Raw genomic sequence first — 13,632 nt, 5'->3', positions numbered from 1 at the left:
GAAAAGGCTCCTGAGGGAGCCTTTTTCATCAAAACACTTTCTTATAGGGTTTTACCGTGACCTTCTGATAAACCCCCGCGGCCACGTACGGGTCGGCTTCTGCCCAGGCGTTTGCCGCTTCCAGTGATTCAAACTCCGCAATCACCGTTGAGCCCGAGAAACCCGCTGCGCCGGGGTCGTTGCTGTCGACCGCTGGCATTGGGCCTGCGGTGAGCAATCTGCCCTCATCCTGCAGCAGCTGCAGGCGCGCCAGGTGCGCAGGGCGCACGGAGAGACGTTTTTCCAGGGAATCGGCTGTATCCTCAGCATAAATGACATAAAGCACGGAGAAACTCCTTAACCAGTAAAAGTGGCAATTACGTTATGTGAAAGCACCTTCGTCTGCAATGTAAAGATAAAATCAATGTTAAAACCCTGATCTGAATGCAGCTTTTTTGGCCGCTTTCACGCTTAAATTGCGCCCGGACAAAGTGTCTTATTGAATATGATTGCTATTTGCATTTAAAATCAGAGTTCGGTTTTTTTAACGTTGATGATGATGACTTCGATGACCCTTGATTTACCTCGCCGCTTTCCCTGGCCGACGCTGCTTTCCGTCGTTATTCACGGTGCCGTGGTGGCGGGTCTGCTCTATACTTCGGTTCATCAGGTTATTGAAATGCCAGCGCCCTCGCAGCCGATTTCGGTGACCATGGTTGCGCCGTCGGACCTTGAGCCGCCGCAGGTCGCTCCGTCGCCACCGCAGCCGGTAGCCGAGCCGGAGCCTGAGCCCGAACCGATTCCCGAGCCTCCAAAGGAAGCGCCGGTGGTGATCCACAAGCCGGAACCCAAACCTAAACCTAAGCCGAAGCCTAAACCGGTGAAAAAGGTGGAGGAGCGTCCGAAACGCGAAGAGCGCCCGGTTGAGCCTCGCGCCACGCAGACGACCGAAAGCACCGCGCCGTCTCGACCGTTGATGAACAATACGCCAGCCACGTCGAAACCCGTCATCTCAGCGCCGGCTGGCCCGCGCGCGCTGAGCCGTAACCAGCCGCAGTATCCTGCGCGCGCCCAGGCGCTGCGCATTGAAGGGCGCGTTCGCGTGAAGTTTGACGTCACGTCAGAGGGGCGCGTGGACAACGTCGAGATTGTTTCCGCGCAGCCGTCGAACATGTTCGAACGCGACGTGAAAGCGGCAATGCGCAAGTGGCGATACGAGCCAGGCAAGCCGGGAAGAGGGCTGGTGGTGAATATCGTGTTCCGCATGAACGGCGGAGCACAGATGGAATAAACAGAAAAGCCTCCATGCGGAGGCTTTTTTATTCAGGCCTGGGGCAGCGCGCGGGGCTTGCCATCGCTATCTACCGCAACGTAGATAAACAGCGCTTCGGTCGCCTTATAGCGTTGACCGATGGGCTCAGAAGAGACTTTTTTCACCCACACTTCAATATTGATAGAAATTGACGTATTGCCGCGCTTCACGCAGCGCGCGTAGCAGCAAACGACATCCCCGACGGCAACGGGGCGCAGAAACGTCATGCCGTCCACCCTCACGGTAACCACGCGCCCGTGGGCAATCTCTTTTGCCAGGATCGCGCCGCCCATATCCATTTGCGACATCAGCCAGCCGCCAAAAATATCGCCGTTGGCATTAGTATCAGCGGGCATTGCCAGCGTGCGTAAAACCAGTTCGCCCTGAGGGGCGTTATTTATTGTCATTGATTTAACTCGTAAAGAAAGACTTCAGGCGGGATGCTACTATGATTTTCAACCGGAGAGAATAGACCGCAGCGCACTGGGAGCACGCTGCGGTGAATATTATCAGTGCTTATCGTCCTGCGGCATATGTCGGTAGATGTAGACGCCGCTCAGAAGCGTAAAGATCAGCGTCAGGGCCGTCAGGCCGAAGACCTTAAAGTTAACCCAGATATTCTGCGGCAGCCAGAACGCAATATAGATATTGGCGAGGCCGCAGAGAATAAAGAATACCGCCCAGGCGATATTCAGCCGGGACCACACTTCCTGCGGCAGGGTAAGCTCTTTACCCAGCATGCGCTGGATCAGCGGCTTTTTCATTACCCACTGGCTGATCAGCAAAGCCATTGCGAACAGGCCGTAAATCACGGTCACTTTCCATTTGATAAACTCATCGTTATGGAAAAAGAGCGTCAGCCCGCCGAAGACGGCGACGATGATAAAGGTAATCAGCGCCATCTTTTCGACTTTACGGTAACGCACCCAGCTGTAAATCAACACGATTGCCGTGGCGACGATCAGGGCCGTTGTCGCGGCATAAATGTCGTACAGCTTGTAAAACGCAAAGAAGACTACGAGGGGCAAAAAATCAAGAAACTGCTTCATTCTACGATTCCATCTTCTGAGTGGGGCCAGAGGCAGAAGCGCATCCGGCCATCAGGATTACTGACGAAGTAACATATACAGGCGGAACAAGTAGACCAGCAGTACAGCTGAAATCAGGTTGCTCAGCGTATTTGCGACCACAGCTCCAACGTTTGGCGTCAGCACGGCAAAATTTGGGGCAAACAGCAGCAGGAGCGTTTTAGCCAACAGCCAGCCGATCACGGCAGGTGCCACCAGACGCATATTCGCCCACGCCAGCTTAATGCTGGTACGCATGGCGGTAAAAATGCCCATTTTTTCCTGGACAACCATCACCGGCGCAAACGAGAGGACGACGGCGAGCAGCACGCCCGGAATAACGACCAGCATGATCCCCATCTGTACCAGCAGCGTGGTTAAGAAAATGAGGATAAACAGTTTAGGCAGAACGGGCGCGCTGGCACCAATCGCCCGCAGGGCGCTCACGCGGTGCCCGGCGGAAACGAGCTGGATCATCAGCAGCACGCCGCCGGCCAGAATAGCGTTTCCAATCAAGCCTGAAAAGGTGGATGCGGCCGAGGCCCGCAGCAGGATCTGCTGCTGTTCCGGCGTCATATTCTGCACCAGCTCGAACAGCCCGGCGCTACCCGTCAGGTGATCGCCCTGGCTGAGGCTGGCAATCTGTTCGTCGCTCGGCGAGAAGGCGTGACCCAGCACCACCGTGATAAAGGCGCATAACAATGCGATCAGTAAAAACGTAACGAACTGATTGCGGAAAAAGTTTCCCGTGTCACGGTAGACAGACTGCGCCGTGATAGACATGCACTCTCCTTGAGTATTGCAGGTGTTAATTAGCCGGCAATTGTACACCGGATATCGCGCCGGTGGCAGCATCAAGGCTTGTATGGAAAAGCATATCTTTGTAAAGCGCCGGTAATGGGCTGCTCGAAAAACAATCGCCACCCCGTTTTCGTCATCTCGTTATGCCCATTTTGATGGTGATTGAGTTGCAAAAATTGATATAGAGACAACTTTTGCGCTTCGAATGAGTCACCAAAAATTAACTCAGATCAATGAATGTTAAGTTACTGGTTTTAATGTGATCTGTGTAGGATCACTTATTACTTAATTGTGAGTATATTCACCCCGCGAATAAAACCACAACGATGGAGCGGGATATGAAAAAATTAGCGGTGGCAGCCCTTGTTCTTAGCAGTCTCTCTGGCGGTGCGTACGCGCACGAAGCGGGTGAATTCTTCATCCGTGCGGGTTCAGCAACGGTGCGTCCAACGGAAGGTTCCGATAACGTGCTGGGGTTAGGGGGCTTTAACGTCAGCAACAACACGCAGCTGGGATTAACGTTCACCTATATGGCGACGGACAACATCGGCGTTGAGCTTCTGGCCGCAACGCCGTTCCGCCACCGTGTCGGTACTGGCCCGACCGGGGATATCGCCACGGTTCACCATCTGCCGCCTACGCTGATGGCGCAATGGTACTTTGGCGACGCCAACAGCAAAGTGCGTCCTTACGTGGGCGCAGGGGTGAACTACACCACCTTCTTTGACGAGAAATTTAACGACACGGGCAAAGCGGCGGGGCTTTCAGATTTGAGTCTTAAAGATTCCTGGGGCGTGGCGGGTCAGGTTGGTATGGATTATCTGATTAACCGCGACTGGCTGCTGAATATGTCCGTCTGGTATATGGATATCGATACCGACGTACGCTTCAAGGCCGGCGGCGAACAGCAAAGTATTAGCACGCGTCTTGATCCGTGGGTATTTATGTTCTCTGCGGGCTACCGTTTCTGACAGGTTAAACCGCACGTCAATATAAAGCTGGTTATCGGGTAACCAGCTTTTTTTTGCAGTAAACTCCCCTCCGCCAATCCGGCAAAAAAAGACAAACCCAATACGGAAGTTTCTTATAAAGTAATTACGATATTGATCGTTGTCTGCGCGATAACCCTTTTTAAGCGAGCGTGCCATCAACCCATAATACCGGAGGGAATTAACTCAATGACGAGGCTGCCAACGTTCTCACTCTCATTTCTGCACCCGCGCTACTGGCCACTGTGGCTGGGCGTATTTTTGCTGCGTTGCGTGGTTTTGCTCCCTTATCCCGTATTAGTGTGGCTGGGTTCATCGCTCGGAAAATTAGCCATGAGGCTGTTGCCGCGCCGCGTTGCTATTGCCAGGCGCAACATTGAACTTTGCTTCCGCGAACTTTCAGCAGAGCAGCGCGAGACGCTGCTAGAGAAAAATTTTGAGTCCGTGGGAATGGGCGTTATTGAAACCGGCATCGCCTGGTACTGGCCTGACCGACGCGTCAGAAAATGGTTTACGGTGACGGGCTATGAACACATGGCGAAGGCGCGAGCCGCGCAAAAAGGCGTTCTGCTAATCGGCATGCATTTCCTGACCCTGGAGCTCGGGGCGCGCATCTTCGGCATGCTCAATCCGGGCATCGGGGTTTATCGGCCCAACAACAACGCGTTATTCGACTGGCTGCAAACCCGCGGACGCCTGCGCTCGAATAAAACAATGCTCGACCGCTACGACCTGAAGGGAATGATCCGCGCCCTCAAGCAGGATGAAATTGTCTGGTACGCACCTGACCATGATTACGGCCCTAAAAATAGCGTCTTCGTTCCTTTCTTTAATATGCCCGAAACGGCGACAACCGCAGGCAGCTATATGCTGGTAAGAAGCGCACGCCCGGCGGTAATACCGTTTGTACCTCGCCGTCGCGCGGACGGAAAGGGATATGAGCTGATTATCATGGAGGATATCGGCCCGCAGCTGTATGACGAAAATAAAGAAACGGTGGCGCACCGTATGAATCAGGCGATTGAGGCGGCGATCCGCCTCGCGCCGGAGCAATATATGTGGCTGCACCGCCGGTTTAAAACGCGCCCTGACGGTAAACCTTCAGTTTATGATAAACGAAGCGTTAGCCACTCGACGGAAGAGGTCTATTAAGCGCCTATGCGCAAAGATAAACGGGTCATTACGACCCGTTTTTTTTATTTCTGGATAAGATAGCGAATGGTTGGCCCGTCCTGCTGAATATCCAGCACCGTGTAGCCGTGGTTTTTGGCGTCCAGAGGGATGTTATTGATGGACTGCGGGCAGTCGCTTACCACCTCCAGAATTTCGCCTTCCTTCAGCTGCGGCAGCGCTTCAAGCGTCGCTACTGCCGGATAAGGACAAGGCTCGCCGACCATGTCGAGCCGATAGTCCGGTACGATCTCTTTCATACGATAGTCTCCTGCGCTTCAGCGCGAGGGGTTGAGCGGCGGAAGAAGCGTTTTTCCTGCGCAACAACGAGTAAAAATGCCGCCAGCAGCAGGGCATAGGTAACAATCAGGCCGCCGAGCGTGCCAAAGGTGTTCAGCAGATTGACCTTGTCCCAGCTTGTCGCCAGCGCGGGTGACACATCATCCCAGTAGTAGGCCAGCAGCGTTGAGCCGATCACGTTGCCAAGGCCCACCCACCAGTAGTGCACCTGGCCTTCTACGGCGCGGTACATCCAGCCCGTTTCGCAACCACCGGCCAGCACAATGCCAAAGCCAAACAGCAGGCCGCCGATGACCGCGTTGGGGCCCGCCCACATGATTTTAGGCTCAACGCCGAGCTGTACGTAGCTGAATATGCCAATGGCGCTCACCGCCATCCCGGCAATGATCGCTTTTGCCATCATCGTGCGCCCGGTGATCCACATATCGCGAAACGCGGAGGTAAAGCAGATTTGCGCCCGCTCAATCAGCAGGCCAAAGCCTATGCCGAAGAGCATCGCCAGGCCGAGCTTCGGCTGGTTTAGCGCGGTGCATAGCGCCCAGGCCACCATGGCGAAAAAGATCAGCATGCCGAGGCGGAAGCGACGGCGCGCCTGAGCAGGCTTCTGCGTGAGCGGAGAGGCGGCGCTCACTTTGGTCATTTTTACCGGAATGCGAAACAGTGGCAGCAGCGTAAATTTCGCGCCGAAGTACGAGCCAATGGCCGTTGCCACGGCAAAGAACCAGGCGTGCAGGGAAAACTGAGGAATTCCGGTAAAGAAGGCGGCGAGATTACAGCCCATCGCCAGACGCGCGCCGAACCCGGCAATTATGCCGCCGATAATGGCCTGCATGATGCGAATGCGGCTTTTCGGCATGCGGATTTTGACGTTGTTCGCCCACAGCGCGGCGGCGAAACAGCCGCCGAACATGCCGATAATCATCATCCCGTCGATGCGGGTCAGCGGCGTGCCGTCCAGATGAATAAGCTTGTAGTATCCCCACTCTTCGGCGGGAACGCCTGCAAGCTGCAGCAGCTGGCCTCCCCAGCGGGTAAATTCGCCGGTGACGGCCCAGAAGGTGCCGGTGATGCCGAAATAATAGGTGGAGAGAATACCGGCGGCGATAACGGCCGGAACCGGGGACCAGAACTTAACGAGGTAAGTCTGTTTAAAGTGGTGCCATGACATGTGTAAACCTCTGAACTCAGAAGGGGTTACCGAAAGAAAACCGGATCATACGCTGACAGAAAGGTTTGAAAAGTCATTCACACCGAAAATATCGACGGGATCAATTTTGCGCTAACCCTTTAGGGCAGGCGAAAGAAGAGGGGGAACCGTCTGGCTGCGGCGCCAGACGGTAACCAGATTACGCTGTATGCGTTGCGGCTTTCATTGCGCTGACGAATGCTTTCAGTTCAGCCAGCATTTGCTCCGGCTTATCGAGGTTCTTTTCGATGATTTTCACAATCGCGGAGCCGGAAATAGCACCGGCCGCGTTAGCGTCAATCGCTGCGGTGACCTGTTCAGGTGAAGAGATACCAAAGCCCTGCAGCGGCGGGGCCGCGTGGTATTCCGCCAGCTTTTCAACCAGGTGATGCAGCGGCAGCGCGGCCTTGTTTTCTGCCCCGGTGACCCCGGCACGAGAAAGCAGGTAGGTATATCCGCGTCCGTGTGAGGCGATCTGGCGCAGCAGCTCGTCATCGGCGTTTGGCGGGCAGATGAAAATGGGCGCTACGCCGTGGCGCATTGCCGCCTGGCGGAACGGGGCAGACTCTTCGACCGGCACGTCGGCCACCAGCACGGAGTCAACGCCCACGCGCGCGCACTCGGCGTAAAATTCGTCAATGCCGCGGTTGAACACCAGGTTGGCGTACATCAGCAGGCCGATGGGGATCGTCGGGTGCTTCTGGCGGATCGCCGCCAGCATTTCAAAACACTGGGTCGGCGTCACGCCCGCGGCGAACGCGCGCAGGGTGGCATTCTGAATGGTCGGGCCGTCCGCCAGCGGATCGGAGAACGGAATGCCCAGCTCCAGCGCATCGGCTCCGGCTTCAATCAGGGCGTCGATAATTTTCAGCGACTGCTCCGGGCCCGGATCGCCCAGCGTAACGAAGGGGACGAACGCGCCCTCCCGGCGGGCCTTCAGCTCTGCAAATACGTTATCGTAGCGTTCCATCAGATTTCCCCTCGTGCTTTCAAAATATCGTGAACGGTGAAGATATCTTTGTCACCGCGACCGGAAAGGTTCACCACCAGCAGCTGCTCTTTTTCCGGGTTTTCTTTCATCATTTTCAGGGCGTGTGCCAGCGCGTGCGAGGACTCCAGCGCCGGGATGATCCCTTCATGCCGTGAAAGCGCTTTAAAGGCTTCCAGCGCCTCGTCATCGGTTATCGAAACATACTCCGCGCGGCCAATGCTGTTCAGGTGCGCGTGCTGCGGCCCCACGGACGGGAAGTCCAATCCGGCGGAAATGGAGTAGGACTCCTCGATCTGGCCTTCGTCCGTCTGCATCATCGGCGACTTCATGCCGAAGTAAATCCCAACGCGACCGTGCTTCAGCGGCGCGCCGTGCTCGCCGGAGTCAATACCGTGCCCGGCAGGCTCAACGCCGATCAGCCCCACGCGATCGTCGTCGATGAAGTCAGCGAACATGCCGATGGCGTTAGAACCGCCGCCGACGCAGGCGATGACCGCGTCAGGAAGACGACCTTCTTTTTCGAGAATTTGCACTTTTGTCTCTTCGCCAATCATGCGCTGGAACTCACGCACGATGGTCGGGAACGGGTGCGGGCCCGCCGCGGTGCCGAGCATATAGTGCGCGGTGTCATAGCTGCCGGACCAGTCGCGGAGCGCCTCGTTGCAGGCATCCTTCAGCGTGGCGGAACCGCTATGAACCGGGATCACTTCCGCACCCATCAGGCGCATGCGGAAGACGTTCGGCGACTGGCGCTCCACGTCCTTCGCGCCCATGTAGATGCGGCACTTCAGGCCGAGCAGGGCGCTCGCCAGCGCCGACGCCACGCCGTGCTGGCCCGCACCGGTTTCGGCGATGATTTCGGTTTTCCCCATGCGCTTCGCCAGAAGCGCCTGGCCCAGCACCTGGTTCGTTTTGTGCGCGCCGCCGTGCAGCAGGTCTTCACGCTTGAGGTACAGCGTGGTTTTCGTGCCTTCGGTCAGGTTGCGGCATTTGGTCAGCGCCGTCGGGCGGCCCGCGTAGTTTTTCAGCAGGTCGGTAAATTCAGCCTGAAACGCCGGATCTTTCTGCGCGCTCACAAACGCTTCTTCCAGCTGGCGCAGCGCGGGCATCAGGATTTGCGGAACGTACATCCCGCCGAACTCGCCAAAATACGGGTTTAGTAATGTCGTCATCTTCTCTTCCTTAATATGCACGCAGAGTTTTAAAGACCGAGGCCAGCTTGCTGGCATCTTTTATGCCGGGCTGGGACTCTACGCCTGAATTGAAATCGAGGCCCGCGCAGCCGGCTTTTGCCGCTTCTACGCAGTTATCCGGGCTCAAGCCGCCCGCGAGTAAAACGTTGTCGAGCGTTTCGCCGCTCAGCAGCGACCAGTCAAAACGCTGTCCGGTGCCGCCCTGGCCGTTATCGAGCACGTATTTGTCGACGTGGTTCAGGTTACGCGGGGGCAGGGCACTGCCTACGCTCTGCGCCTTCCAGATCTGTACCTGAGGCGCCAGAACGGCGCGCAGGGCGTCGATATAGGCCTGGTCTTCGCTGCCGTGAAGCTGTACCGCGCTCAGGGATAACGAGTCGGCTTTTGCGGCCACGTCTGCAACATCCGCATTGCGGAAGACGCCGACGTAGCGAAGCGGCGCGCCCGCAGTGACCTGACGCGCCTGCTCTACCGTCACGGCGCGCGGAGAGCTTTCAACAAAAATCAGCCCGCCGTAAATGGCGCCCGCTTCATACGCGGCCAGCGCATCCTGCTCGCGGGTTAAGCCGCACACTTTATTTTCACCCAGCAGCACGCGGCGCACCGCGGCGTTGAGATCGTCATGCTCCATCATCGCGGAGCCGATCAGGAAGCCGTTCGCAAAGTGGCTCAGCTCGCGCACCTGAGCGTAGCTGTTAATCCCCGACTCGCTGATCACCGTCACGCCGGGACCCAGGCGCGGCGCCAGCTGGCGGGTGCGATTGAGGTCGATGGACAGGTCGCGCAGATCGCGGTTGTTGATGCCAACCACTTTGGCCTCCAGCGCAATCGCGCGCTCCAGCTCCTCTTCGTTGCTCACCTCGGTCAGCACGCCCATGTTAAGGCTGTGCGCGACCGCAGCAAGCTGGCGATACTGTTCATCGTCGAGCACCGAAAGCATCAGCAGGCAGGCGTCGGCCTGGTAAAAGCGCGCCAGCCAAATCTGATAAGGGTCGATAATAAAGTCTTTGCACAGGATCGGCTGCGGCGCGATGCCGCTGACGATAGGCAGAAAGTCGAAGCTGCCCTGAAAGTATTTCTCATCCGTCAGCACGGAAATGGCCGACGCATGATGCTTATAGATACCGGCTATGCGCGCCGGGTCGAAATCGTCGCGGATGACGCCTTTAGACGGAGAGGCTTTTTTGCACTCCAGAATAAACGCGGTACGCGCGCCCTGCAGGGCATCATAGAAGCGTCGGCTGCTCGGCACGACGTCGTTCTGAAAGCCAGCCAGCGGCTGCTGCGCCTTGCGGGCTTCCACCCAGATGGCCTTATCGGCAACGATTTTCGCTAAAACGGTCTGCATGTTTTACCCTCTTGCCGCAAGTGCGGTAACGCGGTCGTAAGCTGCACCCGAGCGCAGCACGTCCAGAACTTTTCGAGCGTTGATCTTCAGATCTTCCTCACCGTGTAAACGCATCAGCATGGCGACGTTGGCCGCCACGGCGGCCTCGTGGGCGGCCTCTCCTTTACCTTGTAATAAGCGCGTCAGAATGTCACGGTTTTCTTCCGGCGTGCCGCCCGCCAGCGCCTCCTGACGATACGGCGTCAGGCCGAAGTCGGCTGCCTCAAGCTGATAGTTAAGAATTTCACCGTCGCGCAGTTCGGCCACCACGGTAGGCGCGTGCAGGGACACTTCGTCCATGCCGCCGCTGTGCACCACCGCCGCGCGCTGGTAGCCCAGCACGCGCAGGGTTTCGGCGATCGGCAGCACCAGCTCGGGGCTGTAAACGCCGATCAGCGCCAGCGGCGGATGCGCCGGGTTAATCAGCGGGCCGAGTACGTTAAACAGCGTGCGGGTTTTAAGCTGCTGGCGAACCGGCATCGCGTGGCGAAAACCGGTGTGATACTTCGGCGCGAACAGGAAGCAGACGCCCAGATCGTCCAGCGCTTCACGCGAGCGTTCAGCCTGCATGTCGAGGTTGATGCCAAACGCGGCCAGCAGATCCGATGAGCCCGAACGGCTGGAGACGCTGCGGTTGCCGTGCTTGGCCACTTTCATACCGCACGCCGCCGCGACGAACGCGCTGGCGGTGGAGATATTGATGCTGTTGCTGCCGTCGCCGCCTGTACCGACGATGTCGGCAAACTGATAGTCCGGGCGCGGGAACGGCGCGGCGTTTTCCAGCAGGGCCGTAGCGGCGCCGGCGATCTCCTGCGGGCTTTCGCCGCGCACCTTCATGCTCACCAGCGCTGCGGCGAGCTGCTCAGGCTTCAGCTCGCCGCGCACCACGGCGGAGAAGAGCTGGTGGCTTTCCTGCTGGCTCAGGGTCTGCGCCTGATACAGTTTTTCCAGAATCGGCTGCAGGGTGTTGGTTTGCTCCAGCTTCTGCAGCGCCCAGTCGAGCGTCTGCTCCAGCAGGCGAGCGCCGTTGGAGGTCAAAATCGACTCCGGATGGAACTGCATGCCGCAGACGCGATCCGCGTCGTGACGCACCGCCATCACCATGCCTTCGAACGAGGCGTTGATGGTTAAGCCCGCCGGGATATTGCTGCCAACCAGCGAATGGTAGCGCGCGACCGGCAGCGGGTTCGGCAGCCCGGCAAACATCGCCTGGCCGTCATGTGCAATGCTTGACGCTTTCCCGTGCAGGATCTCGCCCGCCTGGCCGACGTAGCCGCCGTAGGCTTCAACGATCGCCTGGTGGCCGAGGCAGATGCCGATAATCGGCAGCTTGCCGCGCATGCGGGTCAGCAGTTCCGGCATGCAGCCCGCTTCGCTCGGCGCGCCTGGGCCAGGAGAGAGCATCAGCACCGGGTTTTGCATGGTGCCGAGACGTTCGATCAGCGTTTGCGCCGGAACATGGTTACGATAGATAACGACGTTGTGGCCATTCGCACGCAGCTGATCTGCCAGGTTATAGGTAAAGGAGTCGATATTATCGAGCAGCAGAATGTCAGCCATCAGAAAATCTCCTGTGCGTGATGGGCGGTAGCAATGGCGCGCAGAACCGCGCGGGCCTTACTGCGAGTTTCGTCAGCTTCAGACTGCGGAACAGAATCCAGAACCACGCCGGCCCCCGCCTGAACGGTGGCAATGCCGTCCTCCACGTAGGCGGAGCGGATCACAATGCAGGTGTCCAGATCGCCATGCGCGGTAAAGTATCCCACGGCGCCGCCGTAGCTGCCGCGTCGGCGGCCTTCGGCTTCAGCAATCAGCTGCATTGCGCGAACCTTCGGCGCGCCGCTCAGGGTGCCCATATTCATACAGGCGCGGTAGGCGTGCAGCACGTCGAGGTCGCTGCGCAGCTCGCCGACCACGCGGGAGACCAGGTGCATCACGAAGGAATAACGGTCGACTTTGGTTAAGTCGGCCACGTAGCGGCTGCCGGGGGTGCAAATGCGCGCCAGATCGTTACGGGCCAGATCGACGAGCATCAGGTGCTCGGACAGCTCCTTGTGGTCGGTGCGCATTTCCAGCTCGATGCGGCTGTCGAGATCGCGATCGAGCGTGCCGTCGGCGCGGCGGCCGCGCGGGCGCGTTCCGGCAATGGGGTAGATCTCAATCTGACGGCTGGCGGCATCGTATTTCAGCGAGCTTTCCGGCGACGCGCCGAACAGCGTGAAGTCGTTGTCCTGCATGAAAAACATGTACGGGCTCGGGTTGCTCTTTTTCAGTACGTCATAGGCCGCCAGCGGCGACGGGCAGGGCAGAGAGAAGCGGCGGGACGGCACCACCTGAAAAATTTCCCCGGCGCGAATGGCCTTTTGCATCTGGCGCACGACGGCACCAAAGCGATCGTCGCTCTGGTTCACGTCGCACTGCATGTGCTCGACGCGCTGAACCGGCAGCGCGGGCGGCGCCTCGGTCATCTGCTGCTGAAGCTGGGCAATGCGGTGCTCAAGACGCTGCTTTTCGGCACCGCTTGGGGTAAACAGGCTGGCCTGGATGCGGGTATATTTTTTCTGATGGTCGATCACCAGCAGGGTTTCCGCGAGGTAGAAACAGTAGTCCGGGCAGCGGTTGCCTTGCTCTGTTTCCGGTAGTGCTTCGAAGCCCGCGACCAGGTCATAGGCAAACAGCCCGCCGAAGAACATCGCTTCACGCTCGTTTTCCGGCACGTTGACCAGGTTTTGCAGCAGGCGGAAGGCGTCGAACACGGACAGAGAGCAGAGGCGCGCGTCTTCGTCTAAAAGCTGGCTGACCGGCGGGAAATGCAGGGTCCGCATTTCCGGATGGCGTTCATTTTCGATACCCGCAGGGAGGGCAGCGTCCAGCAGCGGCAGCAGGGCGGCACCGTTCTCGGACAGGGCCTTAATGGTGACGGTGTCACCTAACGCGGTGATGCGCAGCGCGCTATCGACCAGCAGCAGGCTTTTAAGATCGTCTTTGCTGTCGATATCTGCCGATTCCAGCAGCAGTGTAGCCGGACGCGCGCCGCAGACCTGATGAAACAGCGCGGTTGGGTTGTGGCGATAGACCGCCTCGCAGGTCAGCAGTTCGAGGTGAGGTTTGGCTGTTTGCATTATGTTGTTCTCGTTTTCTGTTCAAAAAAAAGCCCGCTTGGTAGCGGGCTGGGTATCTGTTTGCTGTTCGCAGACGCGTGACACTGCCCGATAATCAGGAAGTGCGCCACCAACCGTGCAGGGTGCGATATGCCG

The 13,632-nt window shown here is 58.0% G+C and carries 14 protein-coding genes, 1 pseudogene and 1 other annotated feature; of the genes and pseudogenes, 3 read left to right on the top strand and 12 right to left on the bottom strand.

The genetic code is table 11. From position 1 onward, the window contains the following. Nucleotides 1-28: 28 nt before the first annotated feature. Nucleotides 29-325, bottom strand: coding sequence for a YciI family protein (locus V1599_RS14720; RefSeq protein ID WP_112011655.1), 297 nt, complete (start codon nucleotides 323-325; stop codon nucleotides 29-31). 222 nt (nucleotides 326-547) lie between these two features. Between V1599_RS14720 and tonB the strand changes: the two genes are divergently transcribed. Next, nucleotides 548-1,270: a TonB system transport protein TonB gene (gene tonB, locus V1599_RS14715; RefSeq protein WP_395300328.1), complete on the top strand. Its 723-nt coding sequence runs from the start codon at nucleotides 548-550 to the stop codon at nucleotides 1,268-1,270. A 32-nt stretch (nucleotides 1,271-1,302) separates the two neighbouring features. Here tonB and yciA read toward each other — a convergent pair whose 3' ends face one another. From yciA to V1599_RS14695, 4 genes and pseudogenes are all read right to left on the bottom strand, one after another. After that, nucleotides 1,303-1,698, bottom strand: coding sequence for an acyl-CoA thioester hydrolase YciA (yciA, locus tag V1599_RS14710; protein ID WP_297120753.1), 396 nt, complete (start codon nucleotides 1,696-1,698; stop codon nucleotides 1,303-1,305). A gap of 102 nt (nucleotides 1,699-1,800) precedes the next feature. Then, the gene (locus tag V1599_RS14705) at nucleotides 1,801-2,340 is read right to left on the bottom strand and encodes a septation protein A (RefSeq protein WP_112011658.1); all 540 of its coding nucleotides are present in this window, start codon (nucleotides 2,338-2,340) and stop codon (nucleotides 1,801-1,803) included. Between the two features lie 57 nt (nucleotides 2,341-2,397). Continuing rightward, nucleotides 2,398-3,141, bottom strand: a complete 744-nt coding sequence (locus V1599_RS14700) for a YciC family protein (RefSeq protein ID WP_112011659.1) — start codon at nucleotides 3,139-3,141, stop codon at nucleotides 2,398-2,400. A gap of 25 nt (nucleotides 3,142-3,166) precedes the next feature. Beyond that, nucleotides 3,167-3,256, bottom strand: a pseudogene (locus tag V1599_RS14695) (YkgJ family cysteine cluster protein); the annotation flags it as partial. 241 nt (nucleotides 3,257-3,497) lie between these two features. Between V1599_RS14695 and ompW the strand changes: the two are divergent. Together ompW and V1599_RS14685 are read left to right on the top strand one after the other, a co-directional pair. After that, a complete protein-coding gene (ompW, locus tag V1599_RS14690) occupies nucleotides 3,498-4,130 on the top strand; it encodes an outer membrane protein OmpW (protein WP_112011660.1) in 633 nt (210 codons plus the stop codon). A 207-nt stretch (nucleotides 4,131-4,337) separates the two neighbouring features. Continuing rightward, nucleotides 4,338-5,300 carry a Kdo(2)-lipid IV(A) acyltransferase gene (locus V1599_RS14685; protein WP_395300327.1) on the top strand — a complete coding sequence of 321 codons (963 nt, stop codon included), beginning with the start codon at nucleotides 4,338-4,340 and terminating at the stop codon, nucleotides 5,298-5,300. 44 nt (nucleotides 5,301-5,344) lie between these two features. Here the strand turns inward: V1599_RS14685 and yedF are convergent, their stop codons facing one another. From yedF to V1599_RS14650, 7 genes are all read right to left on the bottom strand, one after another. Next, nucleotides 5,345-5,578: a sulfurtransferase-like selenium metabolism protein YedF gene (gene yedF, locus V1599_RS14680; RefSeq protein ID WP_112011662.1), complete on the bottom strand. Its 234-nt coding sequence runs from the start codon at nucleotides 5,576-5,578 to the stop codon at nucleotides 5,345-5,347. Next, nucleotides 5,575-6,786, bottom strand: a complete 1,212-nt coding sequence (yedE, locus tag V1599_RS14675) for a selenium metabolism membrane protein YedE/FdhT (protein WP_112011663.1) — start codon at nucleotides 6,784-6,786, stop codon at nucleotides 5,575-5,577. The genes yedF and yedE overlap by 4 nt, the downstream gene beginning before the upstream one ends. A gap of 178 nt (nucleotides 6,787-6,964) precedes the next feature. Next, a complete protein-coding gene (trpA, locus tag V1599_RS14670; RefSeq protein WP_112011664.1) occupies nucleotides 6,965-7,774 on the bottom strand; it encodes a tryptophan synthase subunit alpha in 810 nt (269 codons plus the stop codon). Further along, on the bottom strand, nucleotides 7,774-8,967 hold the full coding sequence (trpB, locus tag V1599_RS14665) for a tryptophan synthase subunit beta (protein ID WP_395300326.1): 1,194 nt from the start codon (nucleotides 8,965-8,967) through the stop codon (nucleotides 7,774-7,776). Before trpB ends, trpA begins: the two co-directional genes overlap by 1 nt. A 10-nt stretch (nucleotides 8,968-8,977) precedes the next feature. Further along, entirely contained in the window at nucleotides 8,978-10,336 is a 1,359-nt protein-coding gene (gene trpCF / locus V1599_RS14660; protein ID WP_112011666.1) for a bifunctional indole-3-glycerol-phosphate synthase TrpC/phosphoribosylanthranilate isomerase TrpF, read from the bottom strand. Nucleotides 10,337-10,339: 3 nt separating this feature from the next. Continuing rightward, the gene (gene trpD / locus V1599_RS14655; protein ID WP_395300325.1) at nucleotides 10,340-11,935 is read right to left on the bottom strand and encodes a bifunctional anthranilate synthase glutamate amidotransferase component TrpG/anthranilate phosphoribosyltransferase TrpD; all 1,596 of its coding nucleotides are present in this window, start codon (nucleotides 11,933-11,935) and stop codon (nucleotides 10,340-10,342) included. Continuing rightward, complete coding sequence (locus V1599_RS14650) at nucleotides 11,935-13,497, bottom strand: anthranilate synthase component 1 (RefSeq protein ID WP_395300324.1); 1,563 nt, start codon at nucleotides 13,495-13,497, stop codon at nucleotides 11,935-11,937. The genes trpD and V1599_RS14650 overlap by 1 nt, the downstream gene beginning before the upstream one ends. 23 nt (nucleotides 13,498-13,520) lie before the next feature. Then, nucleotides 13,521-13,615, bottom strand: a sequence feature (Trp leader region). Nucleotides 13,616-13,632 lie beyond the last annotated feature (17 nt).

The organism is Enterobacter sp. ECC-175 (assembly GCF_043968675.1).
Classification (GTDB): domain Bacteria; phylum Pseudomonadota; class Gammaproteobacteria; order Enterobacterales; family Enterobacteriaceae; genus Enterobacter.
This window is presented reverse-complemented; position numbering and strand designations above follow the sequence as displayed.

Coding starts and splice junctions, on each gene's coding strand:
- tonB (WP_395300328.1), top strand. CDS start 548: ATGACCCTTGATTTACCTCGCCGCTTTCCCTGGCCGACGCTGCTTTCC.
- yciA (WP_297120753.1), bottom strand. CDS start 1,698: ATGACAATAAATAACGCCCCTCAGGGCGAACTGGTTTTACGCACGCTG.
- V1599_RS14705 (WP_112011658.1), bottom strand. CDS start 2,340: ATGAAGCAGTTTCTTGATTTTTTGCCCCTCGTAGTCTTCTTTGCGTTT.
- V1599_RS14700 (WP_112011659.1), bottom strand. CDS start 3,141: ATGTCTATCACGGCGCAGTCTGTCTACCGTGACACGGGAAACTTTTTC.
- ompW (WP_112011660.1), top strand. CDS start 3,498: ATGAAAAAATTAGCGGTGGCAGCCCTTGTTCTTAGCAGTCTCTCTGGC.
- V1599_RS14685 (WP_395300327.1), top strand. CDS start 4,338: ATGACGAGGCTGCCAACGTTCTCACTCTCATTTCTGCACCCGCGCTAC.
- yedF (WP_112011662.1), bottom strand. CDS start 5,578: ATGAAAGAGATCGTACCGGACTATCGGCTCGACATGGTCGGCGAGCCT.
- yedE (WP_112011663.1), bottom strand. CDS start 6,786: ATGTCATGGCACCACTTTAAACAGACTTACCTCGTTAAGTTCTGGTCC.
- trpA (WP_112011664.1), bottom strand. CDS start 7,774: ATGGAACGCTACGATAACGTATTTGCAGAGCTGAAGGCCCGCCGGGAG.
- trpB (WP_395300326.1), bottom strand. CDS start 8,967: ATGACGACATTACTAAACCCGTATTTTGGCGAGTTCGGCGGGATGTAC.
- trpCF (WP_112011666.1), bottom strand. CDS start 10,336: ATGCAGACCGTTTTAGCGAAAATCGTTGCCGATAAGGCCATCTGGGTG.
- trpD (WP_395300325.1), bottom strand. CDS start 11,935: ATGGCTGACATTCTGCTGCTCGATAATATCGACTCCTTTACCTATAAC.
- V1599_RS14650 (WP_395300324.1), bottom strand. CDS start 13,497: ATGCAAACAGCCAAACCTCACCTCGAACTGCTGACCTGCGAGGCGGTC.